This window comes from Halomonas icarae, from assembly GCF_009901955.1.
Classification (GTDB): domain Bacteria; phylum Pseudomonadota; class Gammaproteobacteria; order Pseudomonadales; family Halomonadaceae; genus Halomonas; species Halomonas icarae.
Map to the genome: position 1 here is coordinate 1 of NZ_WUTS01000001.1, position 24,296 is coordinate 24,296.

The 24,296-nt window shown below is 66.1% G+C and carries 21 protein-coding genes and 2 riboswitches; of the genes, 6 read left to right on the plus strand and 15 right to left on the minus strand.

The features are described from left to right. Positions 1 to 168 precede the first annotated feature (168 nt). On the minus strand, positions 169 to 861 hold the full coding sequence (locus tag GRB80_RS00005) for a gamma-glutamyl-gamma-aminobutyrate hydrolase family protein (protein WP_161422071.1): 693 nt from the start codon (positions 859 to 861) through the stop codon (positions 169 to 171). After that, a complete protein-coding gene (locus GRB80_RS00010; protein WP_132041531.1) occupies positions 858 to 1,865 on the minus strand; it encodes an amidoligase family protein in 1,008 nt (335 codons plus the stop codon). Before GRB80_RS00010 ends, GRB80_RS00005 begins: the two co-directional genes overlap by 4 nt. A gap of 93 nt (positions 1,866 to 1,958) precedes the next feature. Between GRB80_RS00010 and GRB80_RS00015 the strand changes: the two genes are divergently transcribed. Together GRB80_RS00015 and GRB80_RS00020 are read left to right on the plus strand one after the other, a co-directional pair. Beyond that, positions 1,959 to 4,313 (plus strand): mechanosensitive ion channel domain-containing protein, encoded by a 2,355-nt coding sequence (locus GRB80_RS00015; RefSeq protein ID WP_161422073.1) that lies wholly within the window; start codon positions 1,959 to 1,961, stop codon positions 4,311 to 4,313. A gap of 25 nt (positions 4,314 to 4,338) precedes the next feature. Next, positions 4,339 to 5,853, plus strand: a complete 1,515-nt coding sequence (locus GRB80_RS00020) for a hypothetical protein (protein ID WP_161422075.1) — start codon at positions 4,339 to 4,341, stop codon at positions 5,851 to 5,853. Between the two features lie 50 nt (positions 5,854 to 5,903). On the opposite strand, the gene cdd is transcribed toward GRB80_RS00020, so the two are convergent. The 7 genes from cdd to GRB80_RS00055 all read right to left on the minus strand — a co-directional run bounded on the left by cdd (position 5,904) and on the right by GRB80_RS00055 (position 12,026). Then, positions 5,904 to 6,308: a cytidine deaminase gene (gene cdd, locus GRB80_RS00025; RefSeq protein ID WP_161422077.1), complete on the minus strand. Its 405-nt coding sequence runs from the start codon at positions 6,306 to 6,308 to the stop codon at positions 5,904 to 5,906. Beyond that, a complete protein-coding gene (gene deoD, locus GRB80_RS00030; RefSeq protein WP_161422079.1) occupies positions 6,305 to 7,048 on the minus strand; it encodes a purine-nucleoside phosphorylase in 744 nt (247 codons plus the stop codon). Before deoD ends, cdd begins: the two co-directional genes overlap by 4 nt. Next, entirely contained in the window at positions 7,048 to 8,355 is a 1,308-nt protein-coding gene (locus tag GRB80_RS00035; RefSeq protein ID WP_161422081.1) for a phosphopentomutase, read from the minus strand. Before GRB80_RS00035 ends, deoD begins: the two co-directional genes overlap by 1 nt. Further along, the gene (gene deoA / locus GRB80_RS00040; protein ID WP_161422083.1) at positions 8,352 to 9,683 is read right to left on the minus strand and encodes a thymidine phosphorylase; all 1,332 of its coding nucleotides are present in this window, start codon (positions 9,681 to 9,683) and stop codon (positions 8,352 to 8,354) included. Before deoA ends, GRB80_RS00035 begins: the two co-directional genes overlap by 4 nt. Position 9,684: 1 nt before the next feature. Further along, positions 9,685 to 10,488, minus strand: a complete 804-nt coding sequence (deoC, locus tag GRB80_RS00045; protein WP_161422085.1) for a deoxyribose-phosphate aldolase — start codon at positions 10,486 to 10,488, stop codon at positions 9,685 to 9,687. A gap of 81 nt (positions 10,489 to 10,569) precedes the next feature. After that, positions 10,570 to 11,844: a NupC/NupG family nucleoside CNT transporter gene (locus tag GRB80_RS00050; protein WP_161422087.1), complete on the minus strand. Its 1,275-nt coding sequence runs from the start codon at positions 11,842 to 11,844 to the stop codon at positions 10,570 to 10,572. Between the two features lie 29 nt (positions 11,845 to 11,873). After that, positions 11,874 to 12,026 (minus strand): hypothetical protein, encoded by a 153-nt coding sequence (locus GRB80_RS00055; protein ID WP_161422089.1) that lies wholly within the window; start codon positions 12,024 to 12,026, stop codon positions 11,874 to 11,876. A gap of 117 nt (positions 12,027 to 12,143) precedes the next feature. On the opposite strand from GRB80_RS00055, the gene GRB80_RS00060 reads away from it, so the two are divergent. Both GRB80_RS00060 and GRB80_RS00065 read left to right on the plus strand, forming a co-directional pair. Beyond that, the gene (locus tag GRB80_RS00060; protein ID WP_202597134.1) at positions 12,144 to 12,902 is read left to right on the plus strand and encodes a DeoR/GlpR family DNA-binding transcription regulator; all 759 of its coding nucleotides are present in this window, start codon (positions 12,144 to 12,146) and stop codon (positions 12,900 to 12,902) included. A 115-nt stretch (positions 12,903 to 13,017) separates the two neighbouring features. Further along, on the plus strand, positions 13,018 to 13,698 hold the full coding sequence (locus tag GRB80_RS00065; protein WP_132041317.1) for a CBS domain-containing protein: 681 nt from the start codon (positions 13,018 to 13,020) through the stop codon (positions 13,696 to 13,698). Between the two features lie 121 nt (positions 13,699 to 13,819). Here the strand turns inward: GRB80_RS00065 and GRB80_RS00070 are convergent, their stop codons facing one another. The 3 genes from GRB80_RS00070 to GRB80_RS00080 all read right to left on the minus strand — a co-directional run bounded on the left by GRB80_RS00070 (position 13,820) and on the right by GRB80_RS00080 (position 18,450). Beyond that, entirely contained in the window at positions 13,820 to 14,974 is a 1,155-nt protein-coding gene (locus tag GRB80_RS00070; protein WP_132041318.1) for an aminotransferase class V-fold PLP-dependent enzyme, read from the minus strand. 117 nt (positions 14,975 to 15,091) lie between these two features. Beyond that, positions 15,092 to 17,269 (minus strand): phosphate acetyltransferase, encoded by a 2,178-nt coding sequence (pta, locus tag GRB80_RS00075; protein ID WP_161422091.1) that lies wholly within the window; start codon positions 17,267 to 17,269, stop codon positions 15,092 to 15,094. Beyond that, positions 17,266 to 18,450 (minus strand): acetate/propionate family kinase, encoded by a 1,185-nt coding sequence (locus GRB80_RS00080; RefSeq protein WP_161422093.1) that lies wholly within the window; start codon positions 18,448 to 18,450, stop codon positions 17,266 to 17,268. The genes pta and GRB80_RS00080 overlap by 4 nt, the downstream gene beginning before the upstream one ends. A 154-nt stretch (positions 18,451 to 18,604) precedes the next feature. On the opposite strand from GRB80_RS00080, the gene GRB80_RS00085 reads away from it, so the two are divergent. Next, positions 18,605 to 19,516, plus strand: a complete 912-nt coding sequence (locus tag GRB80_RS00085) for an EamA family transporter (RefSeq protein WP_237561890.1) — start codon at positions 18,605 to 18,607, stop codon at positions 19,514 to 19,516. A 20-nt stretch (positions 19,517 to 19,536) separates the two neighbouring features. On the opposite strand, the gene GRB80_RS00090 is transcribed toward GRB80_RS00085, so the two are convergent. Then, a complete protein-coding gene (locus GRB80_RS00090; protein WP_161422097.1) occupies positions 19,537 to 20,406 on the minus strand; it encodes a diacylglycerol/lipid kinase family protein in 870 nt (289 codons plus the stop codon). Positions 20,407 to 20,624: 218 nt separating this feature from the next. On the opposite strand from GRB80_RS00090, the gene GRB80_RS00095 reads away from it, so the two are divergent. Continuing rightward, positions 20,625 to 21,125, plus strand: coding sequence for a porin family protein (locus GRB80_RS00095; protein WP_161422098.1), 501 nt, complete (start codon positions 20,625 to 20,627; stop codon positions 21,123 to 21,125). 60 nt (positions 21,126 to 21,185) lie between these two features. Here the strand turns inward: GRB80_RS00095 and thiC are convergent, their stop codons facing one another. Next, positions 21,186 to 23,075, minus strand: coding sequence for a phosphomethylpyrimidine synthase ThiC (gene thiC / locus GRB80_RS00100; RefSeq protein WP_161422099.1), 1,890 nt, complete (start codon positions 23,073 to 23,075; stop codon positions 21,186 to 21,188). A gap of 79 nt (positions 23,076 to 23,154) precedes the next feature. Further along, a riboswitch (TPP riboswitch) is annotated at positions 23,155 to 23,277 on the minus strand. 88 nt (positions 23,278 to 23,365) lie between these two features. Beyond that, positions 23,366 to 24,034, minus strand: coding sequence for a thiaminase II (gene tenA, locus GRB80_RS00105; RefSeq protein WP_161422100.1), 669 nt, complete (start codon positions 24,032 to 24,034; stop codon positions 23,366 to 23,368). Between the two features lie 72 nt (positions 24,035 to 24,106). Next, positions 24,107 to 24,230: riboswitch (TPP riboswitch) on the minus strand. Between the last annotated feature and the right edge of the window lie 66 nt (positions 24,231 to 24,296).

Sequence of the window (24,296 nt, forward strand, 5' to 3'; positions counted from 1 at the left end):
AGTTCTTGCATCCTTCACCCTGTGATCGCTTCCATATCAACCACATGCATTGTAGCTTATTCAGTTACGACTGTAGTGTTAGGGCGGTACCTATCACGCCGGGGCAGCCGAATGGCGGTCCCGGCGTTGTTATTGTGGCCACCAAGTCGCCGCCTTGTCGTCGCTGCCTCAGGCGGGAGACTCTGCCTCACGGCGTCGCCGCATCGCCGCCTTCGCCAGGGCGCGGATCAGACGCTGCTGTGGACGGTTGAAGATCAGCCATTCCGGGTGCCACTGCACGCCGATCAGGAAGTCGTGTTCGCGAGACTCGATGCCCTGCACCAGGCCATCGCGGTCCCGGGCGACGATCTCGATGCCGCGCCCGGCCTGCCTGACGGCCTGATGGTGCAGGCTATTGATGCGACACCAGCTGACCCGCAGGATGCGATGCAGCTGGCTGTCCCCCACGATATCCACGGTCTTGCGCGGCAGCACGGTGCGGCGCCGCTTGAGCCCCTCGTGAGTGGTGTAGATATCCGGGTCCAGGGTGCCGCCCAGGTAGACGTTGATCAGCTGGGCACCACGGCAGATGCCGAGTACCGGCGTGCCCCGGGGGATAAAGGTCTCGAGCAGTTCAAGCTCCAGTTCGTCGCGCTGCGGGTCGACACGCACGTCGATCTGCACCTCGGCGTCATAGAGGTGGGCCTGGATGTCGTCACCGCCACCGATGATCAGGCCGTCGAGGTGTTCCGGCCAGGGCCTTGAGGGCGATAGTCGCAGGGGGCGGCCGCCGTGGCGCCATACCGCAAACCAGTCGAAGAGCCAGGCGGTATGGCTCTTGCGATCGGAGGTGGTGATGCCAATCAGTGGACGCTTGCTCATGAGGCCTTCACCCAGCGGCGCAGGTTAAGCCACAGCCGAGTGAGCGGCGAGCGGGTGTGCTTGGCCACATAGCCGGCGGCGCGGCGCCTGAGCGTATCGGTGTCGGCGGCCAGCTTTTCCACCTCCAGCCAGCGGTTCCATTCAACTGCCGAGCCCCAGTCGGGCTGCGAGAGCCGCGCGTCGGGCAGCCGGTAGTGGAAAGTGGGTCGCGCCTTGACCAGCTTGTTGCGAAACAGCTCGTGGGGGTAGTCGGGCCGCAGGTGAGCGAACAGCGGGGTCATGTCGAGCTCGCGGTTGCGGGTCGGGTTGTCGGCCAGATAGTCGCGGATCAGGGTGTCAATATCCGGGGCATAGTCCGCCGCCAGTATTTTAAGGGCATAGGCCTTGGGAAAGGGGTTGGCGTGGGGCAGGACCTCACGGGTGATGTCGACATCAATCTGTTCACGCAGCCACTCGGCGGTGAGCAGATAGGCGCGTAGATGATCGAGCAGGCTTGGCACCTCGAGGCTGGGGACCTCGGGGTTGAGGTGCAGTCCGAAGCCATAGAGCAGGCTGTCGTCGGTTCCCTTGGCGCCATGCTCTCGGAGCGCCGCGAACAGCGCATCGAGCTGTTCGAGTTCATTCCACGGGATCGGCGGGCAGACGATCTCGGTGGGCACAAGGCCGGTGACCACATCCCCGATCAGTTCCCTGGCACGGCTATGCAGGTCGACTCGCATCTGGTGGCGGTGGCGCTCCCATTCGCTGTCGCCACTGGGCATGGCCTCCAGCACTTCCGTGTCGGGATGGGCATACTGAGTATCGAGCTCGATGGTAAAGGTGCCCCAGCGAGTCTCCTCCACCTTGAGGCGGTGGGGGCTGATCGCCAGGACCTCGCCGCCAAACAGTGCACACACTACTGCTGCGGTATCCTGCGGTGGCAGGCCCGCAAACTCGATCTCGACGCCCACGCGGCGGGTTTCGCCCTCGTGAGTCGTGGGCTCGGGTGGCGGTAGTGGCGTCATGGCGGCATCCTGTGCATCACATGGGAGCGCCTGGGAGCGTATCATACTGAGCTCCGCCTACGGCGCTCGCTTACTCATCGACATGGAGGTGTGATGTACCCATACCGCCGCCTCGGTTCATACGCAACCGTCTGGACGCTGCTTTTCGCTCTCTTGCTGAGTCTTGCCGCCTGGCTGTTGCCTGTGGCTTCCGTGCAGGCACAGTCGGTGAACCTGCCGGGGCTGGTGACCTCCGGTGAGGATCAGCAGCAGCATGACCCCGAGGCCTTCCAGGAGTCGCTGCAACGCATCATCGCGACCCTCGAGGATGCCGAGCGGCGCGGCCAGCTGCTGGAGAGCCTGCAGGACCTGCAGAGCGTGCATGGCCAGGCGGTCGAGGAGCGCGGCATCGCCCCGCGGGAAGGCCTGCTCGGGGCCCTGGCAGAGACCATCAGCGATCTGGGCCAGCAGGCCGAAGGGGAGGCGTCACCGCTGGCACACTGGAAGGCACAGCTTAACCAGGGCTGGCATGACCTGAGCGAGCTGGTGGCCAAAACCGAAAACGCCGACCTGATTCGCTTCGCGATCGAGGCCACCGTGCTGCTGATCATCTGGGGCGGGTTGTTGGTGATCCTGATCGCCCTCGGGCGCCTGCTGGCCAGGCGTCGTGGCTGGCCCCTGGATCTGCCCCGCGAGCCGCGCGCCTGGCTGCTCACCGTTCACTTCCTGCGGCGCATGCTGCCCTGGGGGCTGGCCTTCGCGTTGGTGCTGGGAGTGGCCCAACTGGTACCACCCAGCAGTGGGCGTGTATTGGCGCTGGTGGTCGCTTATATCGCGCTGTGCGGCCGCACCCTGTCGGTGGTGGTGGAAACCTTTGTTTCGGAGTTCACCCGGGGCCACCGCTTCGTGGCGGTGCAGCTGGTGCAGAACCATGGCCTGCGGCCACTGTTCGTGATCGGTGCCCTGGTGGCGCTGGGAGATGCCTTCAACTCGGGACGCCTAACCGTGCTGCTCGGTGCCGAGCTGGCCGGCCTGCTCTCGGTGCTGGCCAATATGCTGGCGGCGCTGCTCAGCGTGCGTTTCATCTTCAGGTTCAAGCGGCCCATCGAACATATCATTCGCAACCGGCCCTGGCGTGAGCGCCGCGAGCCCGGTGCCAGTGCCAGTATCGTGCAGGTGCTGGGCAGTCTCTGGCATGTACCGGCACTGCTGCTGGTGGGCGGCTCGCTGGTCGCGATCTTCGTGACCGGAGGCGACGTGGGCACCGCCCTGGCACGCTCCATCATCTCGGCGGCACTGCTGGTGCTGGTGCTGGTCGTCACCGGCCTGGTGCGCCGCCATGGCGAACGGCGCAAGCGGCGCCAACGTCGGCGTCGTGTCAGTCAGTATCGCGTGCGTCTCGAACGCTTCGGCTATGTACTGGGCCATGTGGCGGCCTGGGTTGCCTTCGCCGAGCTGTTCTTGCAGGTGTGGGGCGGCTCGCTGTTGGGCATCGGCAGTGCAGGGGTCGCTAGTGCCCGTATCGGCCAGGCGCTAATGGCCATCGCCCTGACCCTGCTGCTGGCCTGGCTGGCGTGGATCTTCGCCGATACCGCCATCCAGCGCGCCTTGACCAGTTCGGTGCGCTCCCGCGGGCGGCGCGTCAATCAGGCGCGCGCCCAGACCATCACGCCGATGATCCGCAACGTCATCTTCACCACCATCGTGATCATCGCGGCCATCGTCGGACTGGCCAATCTGGGGGTCAATGTCACGCCGCTGCTGGCCGGTGCGGGTGTGATCGGCCTGGCGCTCGGTTTCGGCGCCCAGACGCTGGTGCAGGATCTGATCACCGGCATCTTCATCCTGATCGAGGACTCCCTGGCCGTGGATGACTTCGTCAGGATCAACGGTCATATGGGCACGGTGGAGGGGCTGACACTGCGCACCGTGCGCCTGCGTGATCTCGACGGCATCGTGCATATCATCACCTTCAGCCGCATCGAGTCGATTCATAACATGTCGCGGCAGTTCGGCATCGCGCTGATGAAGATCCGCATTCCCTATGAGATGCCGATCGACGATGCCATCACCCTGATGCAGGAGACCGCCCAGGCGCTGCGGCAGGATCCGATGATGCGCCATTACATCTGGTCGCCGCTGGAGATGCAGGGCATCCACGCCTTCGAGGATGGCTGCGCGATCCTGCGGATGCGCTTTCGTACCGCGCCCGAGATGCAGTGGGACGTCTCCCGCGCCTTCAACCTGCTGCTCAAGCAGCGCATGGAGACCCAGGGTGTCGACCTCGGCGTGCCGCGCCTCAGTGTCAGCATGGAGGGGCGGGGTGGCGGCCGTCTGGACGGCGCCAGCGAGTACGGTGATGACCAGGCCGGTGAACGCGATGCATCCGGCCGCGCACCGGGGCGTGCCGGTGTTGCCGACCCCCATCACCAGACGAGCAGTAGTGGCGGCTCGCCCGACCCGGGCTAGTCGCCCAGCCTAGAGTGAGTCACCCATGATTCAGGTTGAACGTCAGGACAGTCTCCACCTCAAGGTTTCCCGCGTGCTGCAGGAGGAGACCTCGCATCGGCTCGATCTGTTTCTGTTCGTGCCGGGGGAGCTGGGCCTGACCGGTCAGGTGATTCCCGAGGAGGACTTCTATCACGGCTCCATCCATGTGAAACGCACCTACTTCAGCGACCGCTACCGCCTGCCTCTGGTCCTCAGTCGTCTGGCCGAACGCGGCAAGCTCGATGCCGAGCACTATCGTCTTAGCCTGAGCCTCTATGCCTATCAGTATGTGGTGGCCATGGAGAGCGCGATTCAGCCGCTGATCGATGATGTGCGGCGCGCCAGAAAGAACGAGAAGGTCGAGAAGGCGGAGAGGGAGCGAGAGGAGGAGCAGGGCAGGGAGGACGACAGCACCGCATCGGAGCAGGGCGATCAGCCGCAGAAAGCGCCAGAGAATGAGCAGCTGGCCGAGCTGGAGAAGAGGCTCGCCGAGCATGTCGACCTGGCGGTCAGCATCCTGAGTCGCCTGCGGCGCCAGGAGCCCAGTGACGAAAGCCTGCATCGCTACTTCGCCACCATCGACAACTATCTCTCCTGGTTTACCGAGCAGCGGCTGCTGGCACTGCTCGCCGGTCTGCCTCGGGGGGCACGCTTTCGCCCGATACGCGCACGGCTGGTGGATATCTGTCGTGCCGAGGATGCGTATCGACGCGAACGGGAGTACAACTCCGCACGGGTGACCCGCGATCCGACGCGGATGTCCAACAAGATGCGGCTGTTGAGGCGGTTGATCGAGCATCCGGTGACCCTCAAGCAGAAGAATCAGGAGCTGGGCAATGCCGAACAGAAGGCGGTAAAGGCGCTGGCCACCGCGGTGGTGATGATATTCGTCTCCCTCGGGCTGCTCGAGATCCGCACCGTGCTGGCCGACCTCACCGCGCTCTTCGTACTGGCCATGGCCGGCATCTACGCCCTGCGCGAGGTGTTCAAGGACGACCTGCGCAATACCCTGTGGCGACTACTGCGTCGCGGCCGCCCCAAGTGGCGTCGACAGTATCTGGACCCGACCCGCGACCAGGTGGTAGGGCGCCAGTTGGAGTGGTTCGACTACAAGCGGTTTTCCCGACTCGATGATGAGATCAAGCGGGTGCGCAAGCGCAGCGTGGCACAGCGCGAGGAGGTGGTGGTGCACTATCGCTCCAGTTCGCGGATGTCGCCGACCCGATTCCTGAGCGGCTACGATCACACCCGCGAAAGCCTGACACTCGATCTGTCCCCGATCGCCCGGCTGATGGACAAGAGCAGTCGCCGCGTCTACCGGCTGGGAGAAGGCGACCAGGTCGTGCGTGAAGAGGTGGAGAAACGCCATCTTCTCAACCTGGTGATCCGCGAGACCCAGGGCAGTGCTCCCGCCACCCTGGAGCGCTGGAAGATCGTCATGAGCCGCTCGCGGATCGTCGACGTGGAACGGGTCCACGGCGAGGGGCCGGGGCATGAAGAGGCGCCTGATCCCAGTTGAGGCGAGTGGCAGCCGCTCCCTTGCCGTGCCGCGCCTCGGTTCTCAGGCTCTCAACTTGCCAGATTCTCGGGCCCGAAGGCATCGGGCAGCAGCTCGGTCATGGTGTATTGCTTGAGCAGGTTGCCCTCGGCGCCCACCACGCGGATACGGGTGTGCTCGTCGGCGAATTCGCGGATGCGCTGGCGACAGTCGCCACAGGGCGTGCACAGCTGCTGACCCGGGCCGATCACGTAGACCTCGCGCAGGCGCCGCTCGCCGGCGCTGGCCATGGCGGCGATGGCCGAGGCCTCGGCGCACAGCCCCTTGTAGTGAGCCACCTCGACGTTGGCCCCGGCGTAGCGACTACCGCTTTCGCTGACCACCACGGCACCCACCGGGTGCCGCGAGTAGGGGGCATAGGCGCGGTCGCGTACCGCCACCAGCGTCTCGATCAGGCTTGGATCCAGCGTGTTCATGCGCCGACCTCGCCGATGTTGGAGCATTGGTCGTCGAGCAGCACGGCATCCAGCGCCACCCGCATCATGTCGTCGAAGCTGCGTTCGCGGGCGCTGCTGTCCAGCGAGTCGCCCTTGAGGATATGGTCCGAGACCGTGCAGATGGTGGCCGCGCGGGCACCGAATTCGGCGGCCACCCCGTAGAGACCGGCAGCCTCCATCTCCACGCCGACGATCCCGTAGCGCCGCAGCAGCTCGGCGGTGTCGGGACGCGGATCGTAGAAGAGGTCGGCCGAGAACAGGTTGCCGACACGGGTGGTCACGCCCAGCTTGTCGGCGGTATCGGCCAGGGCACGGGTCAGGGCGAAATCGGCGGTAGCGGCGAAGTCCATGCCGGCGAAGCGCGCACGATTGACGCCCGAGTCGGTAGAGGCCCCCAGGCCAATCACCACATCGCGGACCGCCACATCATCGCGCACCGCGCCACAGGAGCCGACCCGGATCAGTCGCGTCACGCCGTACTCGGTGATCAGCTCCTTGGCATAGATCGACACCGATGGAATGCCCATGCCGTGGCCCATGACCGAGATCCTGCGGCCGCGATACGTGCCGGTGTAACCGGCCATGTTGCGCACGCGGTTGACCTGCTTGACGTCGGTCAGGTAGGTCTCGGCGATGTACTGGGCGCGCAGCGGGTCGCCGGGCATCAGCACGATGTCGGCGAAGTCGCCCGGGGCGGCGTCGATATGCGGGGTTGCCATCAGCACTCTCCTTGAGGGTTGGCGCCTGAAGAACAGGAAGGAAGGAAACTGGTGCCATCATCCATGGCCGGCAGGCCGAGCCAGCTGGCCAGGCTCTGGCCGATATCGGCGAAACTGTCGCGGGCCCCCAGGGGGCCACGCGGCAGGCCGCCGCCCAGAGCCAGCACCGGCACCTGCTCGCGGGTATGCTCGGTGCCGCGCCAGGTCGGGTCGCAGCCATGGTCGGCGGTGAGAATCAGCAGGTCGTCCTGCTTGAGCCTGGCCAGCAGCTCGGGCAGCCGGGCGTCGAAGGCCTCCAGTGCCGCGGCGTAGCCGGCGACGTCGCGGCGGTGACCGTAGAGAGTGTCGAAGTCGACGAAATTGGTCATCACCAGGGTGCCGGCCGGATTGTCGCCCGACTCCTCGAGGGCCGCCAGGGTGGCGTCCATCAGGGCCTCATGACCGCTGGCCTTGACGCTGCGCGAGATGCCGCAATGGGCGTAGATATCGGCGATCTTGCCGATGGCGATCACCTCGCCGCCGACGTCGTGAAGCGTCTGCAGTACCGTGGGGGAAGGCGGCTCGATGCTGTAGTCGCGTCGATTGCCGGTGCGCGTAAAGCCGGTCGCTGTGTCGCCCGTGAAGGGGCGGGCGATGACACGGCCGATGTTGTAGGGCTCGAGCAGGCGTCGGGCCGTCTCGCACAGGGCGTAGAGTCGCTCGAGACCGAACGCCTCTTCGTGGGCGGCGATCTGAAATACCGAGTCGGCCGAGGTGTAGACGATCGGCTTGCCGCTCGCCAGGTGTTCCGCGCCCAGGCGGGTGATGATATCGGTGCCCGAGGCGTGGCAGTTGCCCAGCACGCCGGGCAAGTTGGCGTCGCGGACCAATGCCTCCAGCAGCGCCTCGGGAAAGCTGTTGTTGCGCTCGAGGAAGTAGCCCCAGTCGAAGCGTACCGGCACGCCGGCAAGCTCCCAGTGGCCGGAGGGGGTGTCCTTGCCCGAGGAGATCTCGGCGGCATGCCCCCAGGCGCCGATCAATTCGGTGGCTGGCGTCACCCCGTCGGCCCAGGCGCCGGTAGCGGCGTGGTGGGCGTGGAACAGTCCCAGGCGCGCCAGGTTCGGCAGCGACAGCGGTCCGCTACGCGTCGTCTCCGGAGCGGTGGTGGAGTCCTGGGTAGGCTCGCACTCGCCGCGGGCACAGGCCGCGGCGATATGGCCCAGGGTGTCGGTGCCGGCGTCGCCGAACTGCTCGGCATCGGGACCGGCGCCGATGCCGAAGGAGTCGAGGACGAGCACGATGGCGCGACGGTGGGTGCCGTGAGTCATGGGGTCTCTCCCAGGAGGCGTTGATGGATCGGCGCCGGCGCCGTGGCGGGGGCGTCATCCACGACAATGGCCGCACGCACCTGGGCCGCGGCGCGCTCGGCGGCATCATGGCTGGCGGCGTGGACAAGCGCCAGTGGACGCTCGGTGTCGACCGCCTCGCCGATGGCAGCCACCTCGCTCAGGCCGACGGCGGGGTCGATGGCGGCGCCGGGGGTGCGGCGTCCGCCGCCCAGCTCGACCACCGCAAGCCCCAGGGCCCGGGTATCCAGGCGCTGGACGATGCCGGCGCGCTCGGCCGGCACCGCCAGGGTGACCGGCGCCCGGGGCAGGTATCGCTCGGGGTGGTCGAGCAGATCACAAGGGCCACCCAGGCCTGCCACCATGCGGGCGAAGCGGTCGGCGGCCTCGCCCGAGGCCAGCGCGGCTTCGAGGCGGGCCTCGGCGCCGGCCGGGGTGTCGGCCAGGCGGCCGGCGATCAGCAATTCACGGGCCAGGCGACGCGTCACCGTCATCAGGCGGCTGTCGCGACGCTTGCCGGTCAGCGCACGGATCGCTTCGTGCACCTCCAGGACATTGCCGGCGCAGGGCGCCAGTGGCTGGCTCATGTCGGTGACCAGTGCGGTGGTCGGCGTGCCGGCGCGGGTCGCGACATTGGCGATCGAGGCAGCCAGCTCCAGGGAGGCGGCATGGGTGGGCATGAAGGCGCCACTACCGCTCTTGACGTCCATCACCAGGGCGTCGAGTCCGCAGGCGAGCTTCTTGCCGAGGATCGACGAAACGATCAGCGGCAACGACTCCACCGTGGCGGTGACGTCACGGATGGCGTAGAGGCGCTTGTCCGCCGGGGCCAGCTCGCCGCTCTGACCGACGATGGCCACGCCGACCTCACGCACCAGCCGGCGGAACGTGGCGGTGTTCGGGGTGACGTCGTAGCCAGGGATCGCCTCGAGCTTGTCCAGGGTGCCGCCGGTGTGGCCCAGGCCGCGGCCGGAACTCATCGGAACGTGCCCCCCACAGGCGGCGATCCAGGGCCCCAGCACCAGTGAGACCAGGTCGCCCACGCCACCGGTGGAGTGCTTGTCGAGCATCGGGCCGGGCAGGTCGTCCCAGGTCAGGGTGACGCCGGAGTCGCGGATGGCGGTGGTCAGCGCTACCGTCTCGGCCTCGTTCATGCCGTTGAGATAGATCGCCATGGCCAGTGCACCGACCTGGGCATCGGAGAGCCGGCCGTCGGCGACGCCGTTGACCAGCTCGCCGATCGCGGCGGTGTCCAGGGCATGGCCATCACGCTTGGCGCGGATCAGCTCCTGGGGTAGCGGCGAGGTCATCTCAGTACCCCTCCTGACCCTCGACCGGCGCCACTGCCAGGTCCAGCGTGTGCAGCAGGTCGTCAAGCAGACCCGAGGCGCCGAAGCGGAAGTGCGCCGGGGTGATCCAGTTGGCGCCCATCACCCGCTCGGCCAGCTGCAGGTAGGCCTGGGCATCCTCGACGCTGCGCACACCACCGGCGACCTTGAAGCCTACGCTGCGCTGCAGCGTGGGGGCGCTGGCCTTGATGGTCTCCAGCAGGATCTCGGCGGCCTCGAGGGTGGCGTTGACCTCCACCTTGCCGGTGGAGGTCTTGAGGAAGTCGGCGCCGCCCTCGATGGCCAGCTCGGCGGCGCGACGAATCAACGCCGGCTGCTTGAGTTCGCCGGTCTCGAGGATCACCTTGAGGGTTGCCTCCCCGGCGGCCTGATGGCAGCAGGCGACCAGCTCGCGGCCGGTCTCCTCATCGCCGGCCAGCAGGGCGCGATAGGGAAACACCACATCCACCTCATCGGCACCGGCGGCGACCGCCTCGCGGGTCTCGCGGGCGGCGGCCATGATGTCGTCGTCGCCATGGGGAAAGTTGGTCACCGTGGCCACCCGGATCTTGTCCGCCAGGTCCAGCGCCTTGAGGGTACGCTTGGCAGTGGTGACGAAGGCGGGATAGACGCAGACCGCCGCCGGGGTGCCGGCGGTGGTACGGGCGCGGCGGCACAGTGACTCGATGCGAGCATCGGTGTCGTCGTCGTTGAGGCTGGTCAGGTCCATCAGCGCCAGCGCCTGGCGTGCGGTGCGCTTGAGATCGTGGGTCATGGTCGCGTCCATAGGTCGTGAAGAATAGGTCGTGAAGAATAGGTCGTGAAAGGTTAGACGCCCGGGTTGGCCCGGGCGCAGGAAAAGCAAGGGTCAGCCCAGCGCCGACAGGGCCATGAAGAACCCGGCGATGGAGGCTGACATCAGATTGGACAGTGTACCGGCCAGCACCGCCTTCAGGCCGAAACGGGCGATCTCGTGTCGACGACTCGGGGCGATACCGCCCAACCCGCCGAGCAGAATGGCGATCGATGACAGGTTGGCGAAGCCGCACAGGGCGAAGGAGAGGATCGCCATGGTATGGGCGCTCATGACCTGACCAGTGGCGGCCACCATCTGCTCGCCGCTGAGATAGGGGCTCAGATTGATGTAGGCCACAAACTCGTTGACCACGATCTTCTGGCCGATAAAGGAGCCGGCCAGCGTGGCCTCCTCCCAGGGGATGCCGAGCAGGAAGGCGAGAGGGGCGAACAGCCAGCCCAGGAGCCATTCCAGGCTCAGCGACTCGAAGCCGAACCAGCCGCCGATGCCGCCGAGGATGCCGTTGATCAGGGCGATCAGGCCGATAAAGGCCAACAGCATGGCGCCGACGTTGGCGGCCAGCTTGAGACCCGACGAGGCGCCGGAGGCCGCCGCATCGAGCACGTTGCTGGGCTTGTCGTCCTCCTCCTCCTGCTCCTCTTCGATCTTCGAGATGCTGTCTTCGGGGGTGCGTGTTTCGGGCATGATCAGCTTGGCGAACAGCAGCCCGCCCGGCGCGGCCATGAAGGAAGCGGCGATCAGATACTCCATGGGCACCCCCATGGCGGCATAACCGGCCAGCACCGAACCTGCCACCGAGGCCAGGCCACCGCACATGACCGCGAACAGCTGCGAGGGCGTCATGCGGGCGATGAAGGGACGCACTACCAGTGGGGCCTCGGTCTGGCCGACGAAGATGTTGGCGGTGGCCGAGAGGGACTCGGTGCGCGAGGTACCCAGTGCCTTCTGCAGGGCACCGCCGAGGATGCGGATGATCCACTGCATGATCCCGAGGTAGTAGAGCACGGCGATCAGCGAGGAGAAGAAGATGATGACCGGCAGCACCTTGATGGCGAAGACGAAGCCAATGCTATCGACATCGGCCAGGCCGCCGAAGACGAAGCCGATGCCGTCGTTGGCATAGAACAGCACCTGGGTGACGGCGTCGGAAAGCGTCTTGAGCACCGTCTTGCCGAAGGGCACGTAGAGCACGAAGGCACCGATGCCGAGCTGGATGGCGAAGGCGCCGACTACTGTGCGCAGACGAACGGCACGGCGATCGTAGGAGAAGATCAGGGCGATGGCGATCAGCGTCACCATCCCGACAAGGCTCATGATGAGGGTCATGGGTGTCCCCTTTAGGCGTGAGTTCGGGTCTACAGCAGATTGAACTTGAGGGTATAGATCATGGCGTTCTGATACTGCCCCGGCGTGCCGAGCTTGTCGTTGGCCTGGGCGGGTGGCCTAGACGGGGACGACATCGAACCGTAGGTCGGTGTCCCGGCCGAGAAGGGGTGATGACGGATCATGAAGGGGTCTCGGTGGTTGGTGTTGTGGTTTTGTCCCCGGGGGACGGGCTCACGTGAAAAGTATAACAGCTAGTGTTATTTTTCTAACATTTTCATGTTGCCGCGAGGGCTCGATGCATGGCGCAACGCATCAATGAACGTAGCGCACGGCGGGTAGCGCGGCTGGCCGAGGTGCTGGCGGAACGGGGCAGCCTGCGCCTGGCGGAGGCGGCGAGTCTGTGTGGTGTCTCGCCGATGACCATTCGTCGTGACCTGGCCGCGAGTGATGGCGAGTTGGTGCTGATGGGGGGCTATCTGGTGCGCGCCGCCGATCCGCGCTACGCCCCGGTCTACGACCTCGACGATCAGCGGGACCGCCAGGCCGCGGCCAAGCGCGCACTGTGCCGTAAAGCGGCGGCCCGAGTCGAGGAGGGGGATACCCTGTTCATCGATTGCGGCACCACCCTGGCACCGTTGGTGGCCGAACTGGCCGGGTATCGAGAGCTCACCGTGGTCACCTATGCCCTCAATGTGGCCAGCGCCGTGGCTCGCCATCCGGGGCTTCGCCTGGTGTTGCTGGGTGGGCTCTATCACCCGGCCTCGCAATCCTTCGAAAGCGATGGGGTGGATGCGGCCGTTGGTCGCCTGGCCATCAACCGCGCCTTCCTCTCGGCGGCGGGGGTACATCCGCGCCATGGTCTGAGCTGCTTCCACTTTCATGAGGTAGCCCCCAAGCGTGCCGCCATCGCTGCGGCCGGTGAGCGTATCCTGGTGGTCGATGCCACCAAGCTGGGGGTGATCCGCCCGGCCCGCTTCGGGGCTCTAGACGACATCGACCTGCTGATCAGCGACGCCGAATCCGAAACGTCGCCTCTGGTGGAGCCTCGGGAGGAGTAACGTCACCTTCGGCGTGAGAAGAGGCGTTAAGGGATCCTGCTCAAGATCAAGGCAAAAGGCCCGGCACGTTGCTATGGTTGATTCTACAAGCCCCTGAACCCGCTGGAGAACGTCGATGCAAGCCGCCGATATCATGACCCGTAACGTCATCACCGTAGGCCGTGACAGCGAGGTGCGAGAGATCGCCAGTCTGCTGCTTGAGCACGGCATCAGTGCCGTGCCGGTGGTGAGCGACAGCGATGAGGTGCTGGGTATCGTCAGTGAGGGCGATCTGATCCGACGGGTCGAGGATGACAAGCGCAAGTCCTGGTGGTTGCGGCTGTTCGCGGTCAATGACCCCGGCGAGTACGTCAAGTCGCATGGTCGCCGCGCCCACGAGATCATGACCCCCGACCCGCTCACCATCGGCGAAGACATGCCGTTGGCACAGATCTCGCGACTGCTGGAGAAGCATCACATCAAGCGGGTGCCGGTCGTCAGCAATGGCAAGCTGGTGGGTATCGTCAGCCGTGCCAACCTGCTCCAGGGATTCGCCGTGGTCGGTCCGGAGACTGCCGCGACCAGCGCTGATGATCGCGAGATTCGTGAGGCGATTCGCAAGGAGATCGATCAGAACACCGGCGTGCTGGTGGATCGCATCAACGTGATCGTCAGCCAGGGTCAGGTGGAGCTGTGGGGCCTGGTGGAGAATGACAAGGAGCGCATGGCGGTTCAGGTCGCGGCCGAGAATGCTGCCGGCGTCAAGGAGGTAAAGAACAACCTGGGCTATGTGCCGCGTGGCTTTGGCGGTGCCTGAGTGAGAATTGAGCCGGCGATGACATGATCACAAGTACGAAGCGGGCGGCTCCAGGGCCGCCCGCTTCTTTACTACATCAGTGATACATCAGCTCGAGCTCTCGAACCTTCGAGAACCGACGCTATGCTTCGTCGGGGGTGGGCTGATTCGGCTGCGCGATCTTCTCCAGGGCCTGGCGCAGGCTATCGATGGCGCGCTGATGGTGGTGAAGCTTCTCCATCCCGAACAGGCCGATGCGGAAGGTCTGAAAGCCGTCGCCCTCGTCGCACATCAGCGGTACCCCGCCGGCGATCTGCAGGCCCTCCTCGGCGAAGCGGCCCACCATGCCGGGGTCATCGGTGTAGCTGACCACCACGCCGGGCGCCTCGTAGCCAGGGGCGGCCACGCTCTTGAACCCGAAATCGGCAAGCAGTTCACGCACGCCGCTGCCCAGTGCCTGCTGCTCGTCACGCAGCGTGTCGAGACCGTACTGATCGATCTCGAGCATGACATCACGCAGCTTGACCAGGCCGTCGGTGGGCAGGGTGGCGTGATAGGCATGTCCGCCGTTCTCGTAGGCCTCCATGATCGTGAGCCATTTCTTCAGATCACAGGCAAAGCTGGTGCTGGTGGTCTCCTCGATGGTCTCGCGGGCCAGCCGCGACAGCATCACCATGGCGCAGCAGGGCGAGGCGCTCCAGCCTTTCTGCGGGGCGCTGATCAGCACATCGACGCCGAGATCCTGCATGTTGACCCACATGGCGCCGGAGGCGATGCAGTCGAGCACCAACAGGCCACCCTCCTCGTGGATGGCGTCGGCTACCTGACGAATGTAGTCGTCCGGCAGCATGATGCCCGAGGCCGTCTCGACATGCGGGGCGTAGACGATATCGGGCTGGGCGTCGCGAATGGCGTCGATCACGTCCTGGAGCGGTGCCGGAGCGAACGGTGACGTGGCATCATCCTCGTCCAGGCGACGCGCCTTGCGCACATTGACGTCGCCGGCGATGTGGCCCATCTCGAGAATCTGGCTCCAGCGGTAGCTGAACCAGCCGTTGCGCAGGATCAGGGCACGCCGGTTCTTGGTGAACTGGCGGGCAACGGCCTCCATGCCGAAGGTGCCGCTGCCGGGCACGATCACCGTGCTGTGGGCGTTGTAGACCTTCTTGAGGTGTGCGGAGATATCGCGCATCACCTCCTGGAAGCGCGCCGACATATGATTCAGCGAGCGGTCGGTGTAGACCACCGAGTACTCCAGCAGGCCATCGGGGTCGACATCGGGAAGCAAGCCGGGCATCTCTCTCTCCATGGTTGTTCTGGCCTTCCAGTGTGAAGGCAATTGGTGTCTCAAGCATATTCCCATTGCCCGTTCGGGGCCAGCCGTGGCAGCGGCTCCAAAAGGGCAATGGCACGCTTAACCAGGCTGGGTCGCCTGGATGGCGGTGAGGGCGATGGTGTAGACGATATCGTCGACCAGCGCGCCACGCGACAGGTCATTCACCGGCTTATTGAGGCCCTGCAGCATGGGGCCGACGCTGACCACATGGGCGCTGCGCTGTACCGCCTTGTAGGTGGTATTGCCGGTGTTGAGGTCGGGAAACACGAACACCGTGGCGCGACCGGCTACCGGGGAGTCGGGTGCCTTTTGGCGGCCCACGCTTTCGATGGCGGCAGCGTCGTACTGCAGCGGCCCGTCGATGCACAGTCCCGGGGCACGCTCCCTGGCCAGGCGCGTGGCCTGACGAACCTTCTCGACGTCGGCACCGGAGCCGGATTCGCCGGTGGAGTAGCTGATCATCGCCACCCGTGGCTCGATGCCGAAGGCCGCCGCCGAGCGAGCACTCTGGATCGCGATCTCGGCGAGGGTCTCGGCGCTCGGATCGGGGTTCACCGCGCAGTCGCCGTAGACGACCACCTGTTCGGGCAGCAGCATGAAGAAGATCGACGATACCTGACGGTAGTCCGGCGAGGTCTTGATCAGCTGGAAGGCGGGACGCACGGTGTTGGCGGTGGTGTGCACCGCACCGGAGACCAGGCCATCGACCTCGCCCTCGGCCAGCAGCATGGTGCCGAGCACCACGTTGTCCTGCAGCTGGGCCTCGGCGGTCAGTTCATTCAGCTTGCCGGCACGCCGCGTCACCATGGGGGCCACATAGCGCGATCGGATGGTATCGGGGTCGATGATCTCGAGCCCCTCGGGCAGCTCTATGCCGCGCTGTCGGGCGACCTCCTCGATCTCCTCGCGTCTGCCGAGCAGCACGCACCGCGCGATGCCGCGTTGCTGGCAGATTACCGCCGCCTCCACGGTGCGTGGCTCGCTGCCCTCGGGCAGCACGATGCGCCGGTCGGTCTGCTGGGCCAGCTGTACCAGCTGATGGCGGAAGGCGGCGGGGGAGAGTCGGCGGGGATAACCGCGGCTCAGGGTGGCCTTGAGCCAGTGCAGATCCAGATGGCTGGCGACGAAGCGGGTCACCTGCTCGGCGCGTTCGGCATCATCGATGGGAATGTCGTTGGCCATGCGATCGAGACTCTTGGCGGTCTCGAAGCTGTCCGAATCGACCGACAGCACCGGTAGGCCGGTACGTAGCGCGGGGCGGCAGATCTCTACCATCGGCTCGCCGGGTTGTTCGCCGTGGGTGAGCAGCACGCCGGCCAGGGGCACGCCGTTCATGGTGGAGAGGGCGGCGGCCAGCAGAATATCGTCCCGGTCGCCGGGGGAGACGACCAGTCGCCCCGGCTTGAAGACGTGCAGTGCGCGGTAGGCACTGCGCGCGCACAGGCTGGTGCCCATCACCCGACGCGTGGCGGCATCGCCTTCATGCAGGAAGCGGGCGTCCAGCGCGCGGGCCACATCGATGATGCGCGGCGCGGAGAGGGCGTCATGCCAGGGTACGGCGCCGATCAGCCGGAACTGCTCGCCATCCAGCGCCGGCAGGTGCTGGCGCAGGGTCTCGGCAAGCGCCCCGTTGCCGTGCGTGGCCAGCTCCGGGGCGGCCAGCGTGGAGTTGCCGGCAGCGGTGGGCAGCGGACGCACGCGCATCAGGATGCACCCCAGGGTGCGCGCGGAGCGCGTGCCATCGAAGGGCTGGGCATGGATATCGAGCTGCTCCGCCAGCTGGCGCGGATTGTCGAGGTCGCCATCGGCCACCAGGATCACCCGGGCGTCCAGGGCGCGGGCCAGTTCGGCATTGAGCAGGCCGGCGTAGCTGCTCTGGGGGCCGGCGACCAGGCCCTCGACGACGACCAGATCCGGACAGGTCTCCTCATCGCCGCAGGCGACGCGGGTGTGCCGGGCGACGGCTTCTTCCATCAGCTCGGCGATGCGGTCATCGCGCAGCAGCCGCTCCAGGCGTGCCTGGGGAAGCGGCTCGGGAGGCGTGAGCCCCAGCGTGGTTCGGGCCAGCGCCGTGGAGCGATCCGAGCCGGGCCCGTTGATGTCATCCTGACGAAAGGGGCGCATGAAACCGGCCCTGAGACCCAGGGTGTCCAGGGCGCGTATCAGTCCCAGGCAGGCGGAGGTCAGGCCGACATTGGCGCCGGTGGGGACCAGCAGCAGGGTGCGGGGTTCGGGGCGTGTCGCGCTGGTGCTCATGCGGGGGCCTCGCTGAGGAGTTGACGGGTCTCGAAGGCGATCTGGCCCTCTTCATCGGTGGGTATCACCCACAGCTCGGGGCCGCTGTCATCGGCATCGATGCGCCCCTCCTGGCCGCCCACGGTGGCGGCGTTGGCGGCTGCCGAGAGGCGCAGCCCGAAGTGGGGCAGGGCCTCCACCACCCGGGCGCGTACCGCACTGGCGTTCTCGCCGATGCCGCCGGTGAAGACGATGCCGTCGAGCCGGGGCAGGGCGCAGGAGAGGGCGGCCAGGGACTTGGCGATGCGATAGCAGAACACCTCGATGGCGAGTTCGGCGCCGCGATGGTGCTCGGCGGCGGCCTGCTCCAGGCGACGCATGTCGTTGGAGAGCCCGGAGAGACCCAGCAGGCCGCTCTCCCGGTTGAGCAGGGTGTCGATGCGCTCCAGCGACCAGCCGAGCTGTCGGCTCAGGTGGGCATGCAGGCCGGGGTCGACATCGCCGCTACGGGTGCCCATTACCAGGCCCTCCAGCGGCGTCAGCCCCATGCTGGTATCCACGCTCCGCCCCTGCCATACCGCGCAGGTCGAGCAGCCGTTGCCCAGGTGGGCGGTCAGCCAGCCGCCATGGGGACGGCTGGAAAGATGATCGACGCGCTCGCTGACATAGGCATGGCTGCTGCCGTGGAAGCCGTAGCGACGAATCCCGTGGCGTGCGTAGAGATGCTGGGGCAGGGCATAGCGGTAGGCGCGTGGCGGCAGGCTCTGATGAAAGGCCGTATCGAAGACCGCGACCTGGGGCAATTCGGGAAACAGCTCGAGAGTGGCGCGTACCCCCACCAGGTTGGCGGGGTTGTGCAGCGGTGCCAGGGCCCCGGTGCTCTCGATGGCGCGCAGCACGGCGGGGTCGATGCGGGTGGCGGCGGTGAACCGCTCGCCACCATGCACGATACGGTGGCCCACCGCGGCCGGTGCCGGACCGCTCAAGGCGTCGAGAATCGCCGCCATGGCTTCGGTATGGTCGGCGCCGTGCAGTGGCCGGGAGAACTCGTGGCCGTCGGCATCCATGCCCTTGAGGCGCGCGTCGCCGCCGCCAAGACGCTCGGCCAGGCCCGACTGGCGTGGCTGGCTGGGGGCGTCGGAGACCACAGCATACTTGATGGAGGAGGAGCCGCAGTTGATCACCAGGATCGGGTCACGCATCGAGGAGCCTCGTGGAAAGAATAAGACGTTAGGCTACCATGGGGCTTCAATCTCAGTCGTACCCGTCACTTGATGCGCGTCATGCTTCGGTTCGAAGCATCGGCCGCCATACCGTTCAGGTTCTCCCCACTGACTGCTTATGCAAGGAAGCTTCATGCCGAAAGCCGCCGCACTGTCTCGTCCACTGGCCATCATGCTGCTGTGCAGTGTGGCCACGCTGTTTGCCACCAACCATGTCGCCGCCCGGGTCGCCTTCGATGAGGGTACCGGACTGCTGCTGGCGATACTGGTGCGCTCCTGTGTGGCCGTGGTGGTGCTGGGTAGCCTGGTGCTGCTGCAGCGCAAGTCGCTGCGCCTGCCGGCGGGTACCGCCGGTTGGCAACTGTTGGTGGGGCTATTGATCGTGGTGCAGAGTCTCGCGCTCTATTCGGCGGTGGCGCGGATTCCGGTGGTGGTGGCGCTGCTGCTGATGAACACCGCGCCGATCCAGCTGGCGCTACTCAGCTGGGCGCTGGGTGGGCCGCGACCGACGCTGCGCGCGGCGCTGGTCATGGGGGTGATTCTCGCCGGCCTGGTGGTGGTGCTGGATGTGCCGACCTGGCTCGCCGACCCCGCCGCCATGGGGCCCGACTGGCTGCTTGGCGTGGGCCTTGGGCTGACCGCCGCGCTGGTGTTCGCCGTGGCCATCTGGATCACCGAGCATCGCCTGGCCGCCGTGGGCAGTACCCTGCGCAGCCTGCTGACCATGCTCACGGTACTGGTCAGCATGCTGGCGGCAGGCGCCGCCGGCCTGGTACCGGGCGGCATGGACCTGCCCCAGAGCGCTGCTGGAGCCTGGGGGCTGGCCGCGCTGGCGCTGTGCTACGGCGTGGCCTTCTCCATCCTGTTTATCAGCGTGCCGCGCCTGGACATGGCGCGTAACGCCCCGGCCATGAACATGGAGCCGGTGGCGGCGCTGGTGCTCGGCTACCTGGTGCTCGGCCAGACGCTGTCGTCCGTGCAGCTGCTGGGCGGCGGCATGGTGCTGGCGGGCATCGTGATGCTGGGGCTCTCGAAACAGGAGTGAAGGGCGGGAGCAAGAGGCGCCTATCGCTTGCCGGTAATCACCGGCAGGGCGCCCTTGTCGATACGCAACTGCAGCTCGGCGAACTTGCCGAGCAGTTCGCCGTCGGCCGTGATTCGATGCTGTTGCTCCATCTGGATGCGACAGTCGGCGGTGGCGTACTGCTCGACGCTGTCGTTATCGCTGGGCGTTGCGCCTTTATAGCGAGTCACCAGAAAGGTCCACAGCAGCTCCCACCAGGGGCGAGGGCGCACGGCAATGAGGGTCAGTCGTCCACTCCGGGGTGAGGCACCCGGGACTCGCGTGCCGCCGCCGAAGAAGCTCCCCGAGGCGATGGCCAGAGATAGCCAGCGCCCCTCGATGCGCTCCTCATCGGTGTGGATGGTGGCCTTGAAGCCACGCGTCAGGCCCAGGCGGCGCAGCTGCGGCAGCATGGCCGCATAGCTGAAGCGACCCAGCCAGCGCTTGAGGCGTGTCGAGGCCTGGGTCGTTGGCAGGGTACCCAGGCCAATATGCACCACATTAAGGAATAGCTGGTCGTCGAGCCAGCCGACATCGACCCGCTCGATTCGTCCCCTGGCGATAACCCTGCACAGGGCGTCGGGGTCCTCCGGCAGATGAAGGTTGCGCGAGAAGTCATTGGCGGTGCCGGAGGGCAGCACGCCGAGGGTGGCACCCCGGTCCAGGCACACCCTGGCGGCCAGGTTGACGGAGCCATCGCCACCGGCGACCAGCACGGTGTCCTCGGTATCAAGCTCTGTCTCCCAGGCATCATCGCCCAGGTCACGAACCTGGTGTGGCGTGATACCGGCCCGCTCGAGGCGCGGCTTCCAGAAGTCTGCGCCGCGGGAGCCGCTTCCGGCACGGGTGTTGGCGATCAACCAGTAACGCATCCCTGGGTCCTTTCCCGATGAGTAAGCCTTGCCTGCGTAGGCATCTGCGTGGCACCTGCGTGATAGAGGAGTATAGCCAGGCGGGGTGGGTCATGGTATGTCGCAACTTCCCGACATCTTCCTAGCGCAACGTTGCACATTTGTCCCTTGATACTTCGTCGTAGAGAGGCCACACTTGGGGGTGTTAGGAAACACTGTTCGTTAATGAGGAGTGCGTTATGAAGACCCTTACCATTGCCGCTGTGACTTCCGCCCTGCTTGCCGCCGGTGCGACCTCCGCCCAGGCCCAGCAGCCTCCCTATCCCCAGGGCTATGTGGGCGGTGACGCCATGTTCTGGGAGCTGAACCCTGATGGCCCGGCAAGTAGCCGTGACAGCGTCGGCCTGCGGGTCAACGGTGGCCTGAAGTTCAACGACTTCTTCGCCGTGGAGGGTCACCTGGGGGGTGGCGGCTCCGATGGTCCGGTCGAGCTGGACTCCCTGGTGGGCCTCTACGCCAAGGGCATCGTGCCGCTTTCTCAGGAGTTTCGTCTCTATGGCCTGGCCGGCATGACCGAGGTGGATGGAGATGTCGATAGCGAGTCGGGCTTCTCCTACGGCGCCGGTGCCGAGTTCGATGTGGCGCCCAATGTGGCGCTGGGCGCCGACTACATGCGTTACCTCGACGAGGATCAGTACACCTTCGATGCGGCCAGCGTGGGTGTGCGCTACCGCTTCTGATACTCGCTGGCAGTTCCGTCGATGCAAGCGCCCCCACCGTTCGGTGGGGGCGTCGTCTTGTCAGACTGGCTTGTAGAGTTCGGCGCCCTGGGTGCGGAACTTCTCCGCCTGGGCCTCCATGCCCTGCATCACGGCCTCGGCATCGCCGTCCAGATTGTGCTTGGCAGCGTAGTCACGCACCTCCTGGGTGATCTTCATTGAGCAGAACTTGGGACCGCACATGGAGCAGAAGTGCGCCACCTTGGCTGAGTCCTTGGGTAGCGTCTCGTCGTGGTACTCTCGGGCGGTGTCCGGGTCTAGCCCTAAGTTGAACTGGTCCTCCCAGCGAAACTCGAAGCGCGCCTTGGACAGGGCGTTGTCGCGACGCTGGGCGGCCGGATGGCCCTTGGCGAGATCCGCGGCGTGGGCGGCGATCTTGTAGGTGATGATGCCGGTCTTGACGTCGTCCTTGTTGGGCAGGCCCAGGTGCTCCTTGGGGGTCACGTAGCAGAGCATGGCGCAGCCGTACCAGCCGATCATCGCCGCGCCGATGCCGGAGGTGATGTGGTCGTAGCCCGGGGCGATGTCGGTGGTCAGCGGCCCCAGGGTGTAGAAGGGCGCCTCGTCGCACTCGGTGAGCTGCTTGTCCATGTTCTCCTTGATCAGATGCATGGGCACGTGGCCCGGCCCCTCGATCATCACCTGGACGTCGTGCTGCCAGGCGATGCGGGTCAGCTCGCCCAGGGTCTCGAGCTCGGCGAACTGCGCCTCGTCGTTGGCGTCGGCCACCGAGCCCGGGCGCAGGCCATCGCCCAGCGAGAAGGCCACGTCGTAGCGCTTGCAGATCTCGCAGATCTCCTCGAAATGGGTGTAGAGGAAGCTCTCCCGGTGGTGGTAGAGGCACCACTTGGCCATGATCGACCCGCCCCGGGAGACGATGCCGGTGACCCGCTTGGCGGTCAGCGGCACGTAGCGCAGCAGTACCCCCGCGTGGATGGTGAAGTAGTCCACGCCCTGTTCGGCCTGCTCGATCAGGGTATCGCGGAATACCTCCCAGGTGAGGTCCTCGGCCACGCCGTTGACCTTTTCCAGCGCCTGGTAGATCGGCACGGTGCCGATCGGCACCGGGGCGTTGCGGATGATCCACTCGCGGGTCTCGTGGATGTTCTGCCCGGTGGAGAGGTCCATGATGGTGTCGGCACCCCAGCGGATGCCCCAGGTCATCTTGTCGACCTCGTCCTCGATGGAGGAGGTGACTGCCGAGTTGCCGAGGTTGCCGTTGATCTTCACCAGAAAGTTGCGGCCGATGATCATCGGCTCGGTTTCCGGGTGATTGATGTTGCAGGGGATGATCGCCCGGCCGGCGGCCACCTCGTCGCGCACGAACTCCGGGGTGATCTCCTCGGGCAGGCGCGCGCCGAAGCCCTGGCCGGCGTGCTGGTGGCCGAGGATGCGCTCGACCTCCTGCGTACCCAGCGCCTGGCGACGCTGGTTCTCGCGAATGGCGATAAACTCCATTTCCGGAGTGATGATGCCCTGGCGGGCGTAGTGGAGCTGGGTGACGTTCTTTCCTTCCTTGGCGCGACGGGGCGTGCGGGTCAGGTCGAAGCGCAGGTTGGCGAGCATCGGGTCGTTGGCCCGGCGCCGTCCGTATTCGGAGGTCGGACCGTCGAGCCACTCGGTGTCGCCGCGTTCATCGATCCATGCCCGGCGCAGCTCGGGCAGGCCCTTTCGCAGGTCGATCTTGGCCTGGGGGTCGGTGTAGGGGCCGGAGGTGTCATACACCAGCAGCGGCGGGTTTTCCTCATCGGCGCCAGAGGTTCGGGTCGGCGAGAGGGCGATCTCGCGGAACGGCACCCGGATGTCCGGGCGCGAGCCCTCCACGTAGATCTTGCGCGAGCCGGGCAGCGGCTTAATGGCGGCCTCGTCGACGCGGGCGCTCTCGGCGAGGAAGTGGGCGGTCTTGCTCATGGTGTTCTCCCTTGGATTGTCGGGGTCTTGTTCAGGGAGGACACAGGCGGGGAGGACAGGGGCCACGGCATCAGGAGCACGCGGCCTGTCGCTTGATCCCTACGCTGGTCCTAACCAGTTCAGGTTCAACGGGATCCATGCTGTGTCTCTGGTGAGAGAGGCATGATCTCAGCCGTCTTCAACGGCACCCCGTCAAGCGTGGTGGTCGGGAAACCGCTAGATTTCCCTTTGTCTATCTCACGGGTCGTCGGCATGGCCGGAGCCATTTCGGGACCATGGGCAGCAAAGACTCAAAGGCTCTGATCCAGCCCCATCTGCCAGAAGTCGATCTCCAGGCGGGTGGCGTCGCGGAAGATGGTGGCCAGCTGTGCGAACCGCTCGGGCGTGACATCGGCCAGGCGGGCGTCGAGCCAGGCGATCTCGTCGCGCATGGCGGCCTGGAACTCGTCACTCTCATACATCTGCAGCCACTTCTCGAAGGGGTTGGCCTCACCGCGAACGGTGAAGGGCTGCTTGGCCTGCCACTGGGAGATAACCCCGTAGCCGACCAGGCAGGGGGCCAGGGCCACGTGCATATCGAGCAGATCGCCACGGTTGCCGGTATCCAGCACATAGCGGGTATAGGCCATGGTCGCGCGGGCTTCCGGCAGGCCGGCCAGGTCGGTCTCCGAGATGCCCCATTCGCGGCAGTAGTCGATATGTAGGCCGAGTTCGACATCGATGATGGTCTTCAGGCCATCCAGGCTATGGCGCAGCTCGGTGATATCGCGGCTCTTGTAGGTCGCCAGCGCATAGGCTCGCCCGAAGTGAATCAGAAACAGGTAGTCCTGCTTCAGGTAGTGGCGGAACGCCTCGTCCGGCAGGGTGCCGGCGGCGAGCTGGCGCACGAAGTCGTGCTCGATATAGGCGCGCCAGTCTTCGTGGCAGGCCTGCGTAAGGTCACTGAATCGATAGCCCATCATGCCTCCAGTCAAGCTAAGCAATCCGGCAGGTGGTAGAGGGCGTAGGCGGAGGGTAGGGGCAGAGAGGTGGCCTGGCTACCGCTTGATTCCTACGCCGGTACTAACCGGATCAGGTTCAACGGGCCTCGTCGTGATGACAGTCACTGCCATGGGACGATCTCAGCCGGTTCCACCGGCACCCCGTCAAGCGAATGCCCAGTCTAGCAGGTCGCCCGCCGCTTTCCAGTCGCCCGCCGCTTTCCAGTCGCCCGCCGCTTTC

What these genes read in the sequence shown, in the direction of transcription:
- GRB80_RS00080 (WP_161422093.1), bottom strand. Translation starts at nt 18,450, where the DNA reads ATGCGTGACCCGATCCTGGTGATCAACTGCGGCTCCTCCTCCATCAAG.
- GRB80_RS00070 (WP_132041318.1), bottom strand. Translation starts at nt 14,974, where the DNA reads ATGCCCGGCTTGCTTCCCGATGTCGACCCCGATGGCCTGCTGGAGTAC.
- GRB80_RS00020 (WP_161422075.1), top strand. Translation starts at nt 4,339, where the DNA reads ATGATTCAGGTTGAACGTCAGGACAGTCTCCACCTCAAGGTTTCCCGC.
- deoA (WP_161422083.1), bottom strand. Translation starts at nt 9,683, where the DNA reads ATGACCTCGCCGCTACCCCAGGAGCTGATCCGCGCCAAGCGTGATGGC.
- GRB80_RS00095 (WP_161422098.1), top strand. Translation starts at nt 20,625, where the DNA reads ATGAAGACCCTTACCATTGCCGCTGTGACTTCCGCCCTGCTTGCCGCC.
- deoD (WP_161422079.1), bottom strand. Translation starts at nt 7,048, where the DNA reads ATGGCAACCCCGCATATCGACGCCGCCCCGGGCGACTTCGCCGACATC.
- GRB80_RS00085 (WP_237561890.1), top strand. Translation starts at nt 18,605, where the DNA reads ATGCCGAAAGCCGCCGCACTGTCTCGTCCACTGGCCATCATGCTGCTG.
- GRB80_RS00050 (WP_161422087.1), bottom strand. Translation starts at nt 11,844, where the DNA reads ATGACCCTCATCATGAGCCTTGTCGGGATGGTGACGCTGATCGCCATC.
- GRB80_RS00035 (WP_161422081.1), bottom strand. Translation starts at nt 8,355, where the DNA reads ATGACTCACGGCACCCACCGTCGCGCCATCGTGCTCGTCCTCGACTCC.
- GRB80_RS00010 (WP_132041531.1), bottom strand. Translation starts at nt 1,865, where the DNA reads ATGACGCCACTACCGCCACCCGAGCCCACGACTCACGAGGGCGAAACC.
- GRB80_RS00015 (WP_161422073.1), top strand. Translation starts at nt 1,959, where the DNA reads ATGTACCCATACCGCCGCCTCGGTTCATACGCAACCGTCTGGACGCTG.
- GRB80_RS00090 (WP_161422097.1), bottom strand. Translation starts at nt 20,406, where the DNA reads ATGCGTTACTGGTTGATCGCCAACACCCGTGCCGGAAGCGGCTCCCGC.
- pta (WP_161422091.1), bottom strand. Translation starts at nt 17,269, where the DNA reads ATGAGCACCAGCGCGACACGCCCCGAACCCCGCACCCTGCTGCTGGTC.
- GRB80_RS00055 (WP_161422089.1), bottom strand. Translation starts at nt 12,026, where the DNA reads ATGATCCGTCATCACCCCTTCTCGGCCGGGACACCGACCTACGGTTCG.
- GRB80_RS00060 (WP_202597134.1), top strand. Translation starts at nt 12,144, where the DNA reads ATGGCGCAACGCATCAATGAACGTAGCGCACGGCGGGTAGCGCGGCTG.
- GRB80_RS00065 (WP_132041317.1), top strand. Translation starts at nt 13,018, where the DNA reads ATGCAAGCCGCCGATATCATGACCCGTAACGTCATCACCGTAGGCCGT.
- thiC (WP_161422099.1), bottom strand. Translation starts at nt 23,075, where the DNA reads ATGAGCAAGACCGCCCACTTCCTCGCCGAGAGCGCCCGCGTCGACGAG.
- cdd (WP_161422077.1), bottom strand. Translation starts at nt 6,308, where the DNA reads ATGAACACGCTGGATCCAAGCCTGATCGAGACGCTGGTGGCGGTACGC.
- deoC (WP_161422085.1), bottom strand. Translation starts at nt 10,488, where the DNA reads ATGGACGCGACCATGACCCACGATCTCAAGCGCACCGCACGCCAGGCG.
- GRB80_RS00005 (WP_161422071.1), bottom strand. Translation starts at nt 861, where the DNA reads ATGAGCAAGCGTCCACTGATTGGCATCACCACCTCCGATCGCAAGAGC.
- tenA (WP_161422100.1), bottom strand. Translation starts at nt 24,034, where the DNA reads ATGGGCTATCGATTCAGTGACCTTACGCAGGCCTGCCACGAAGACTGG.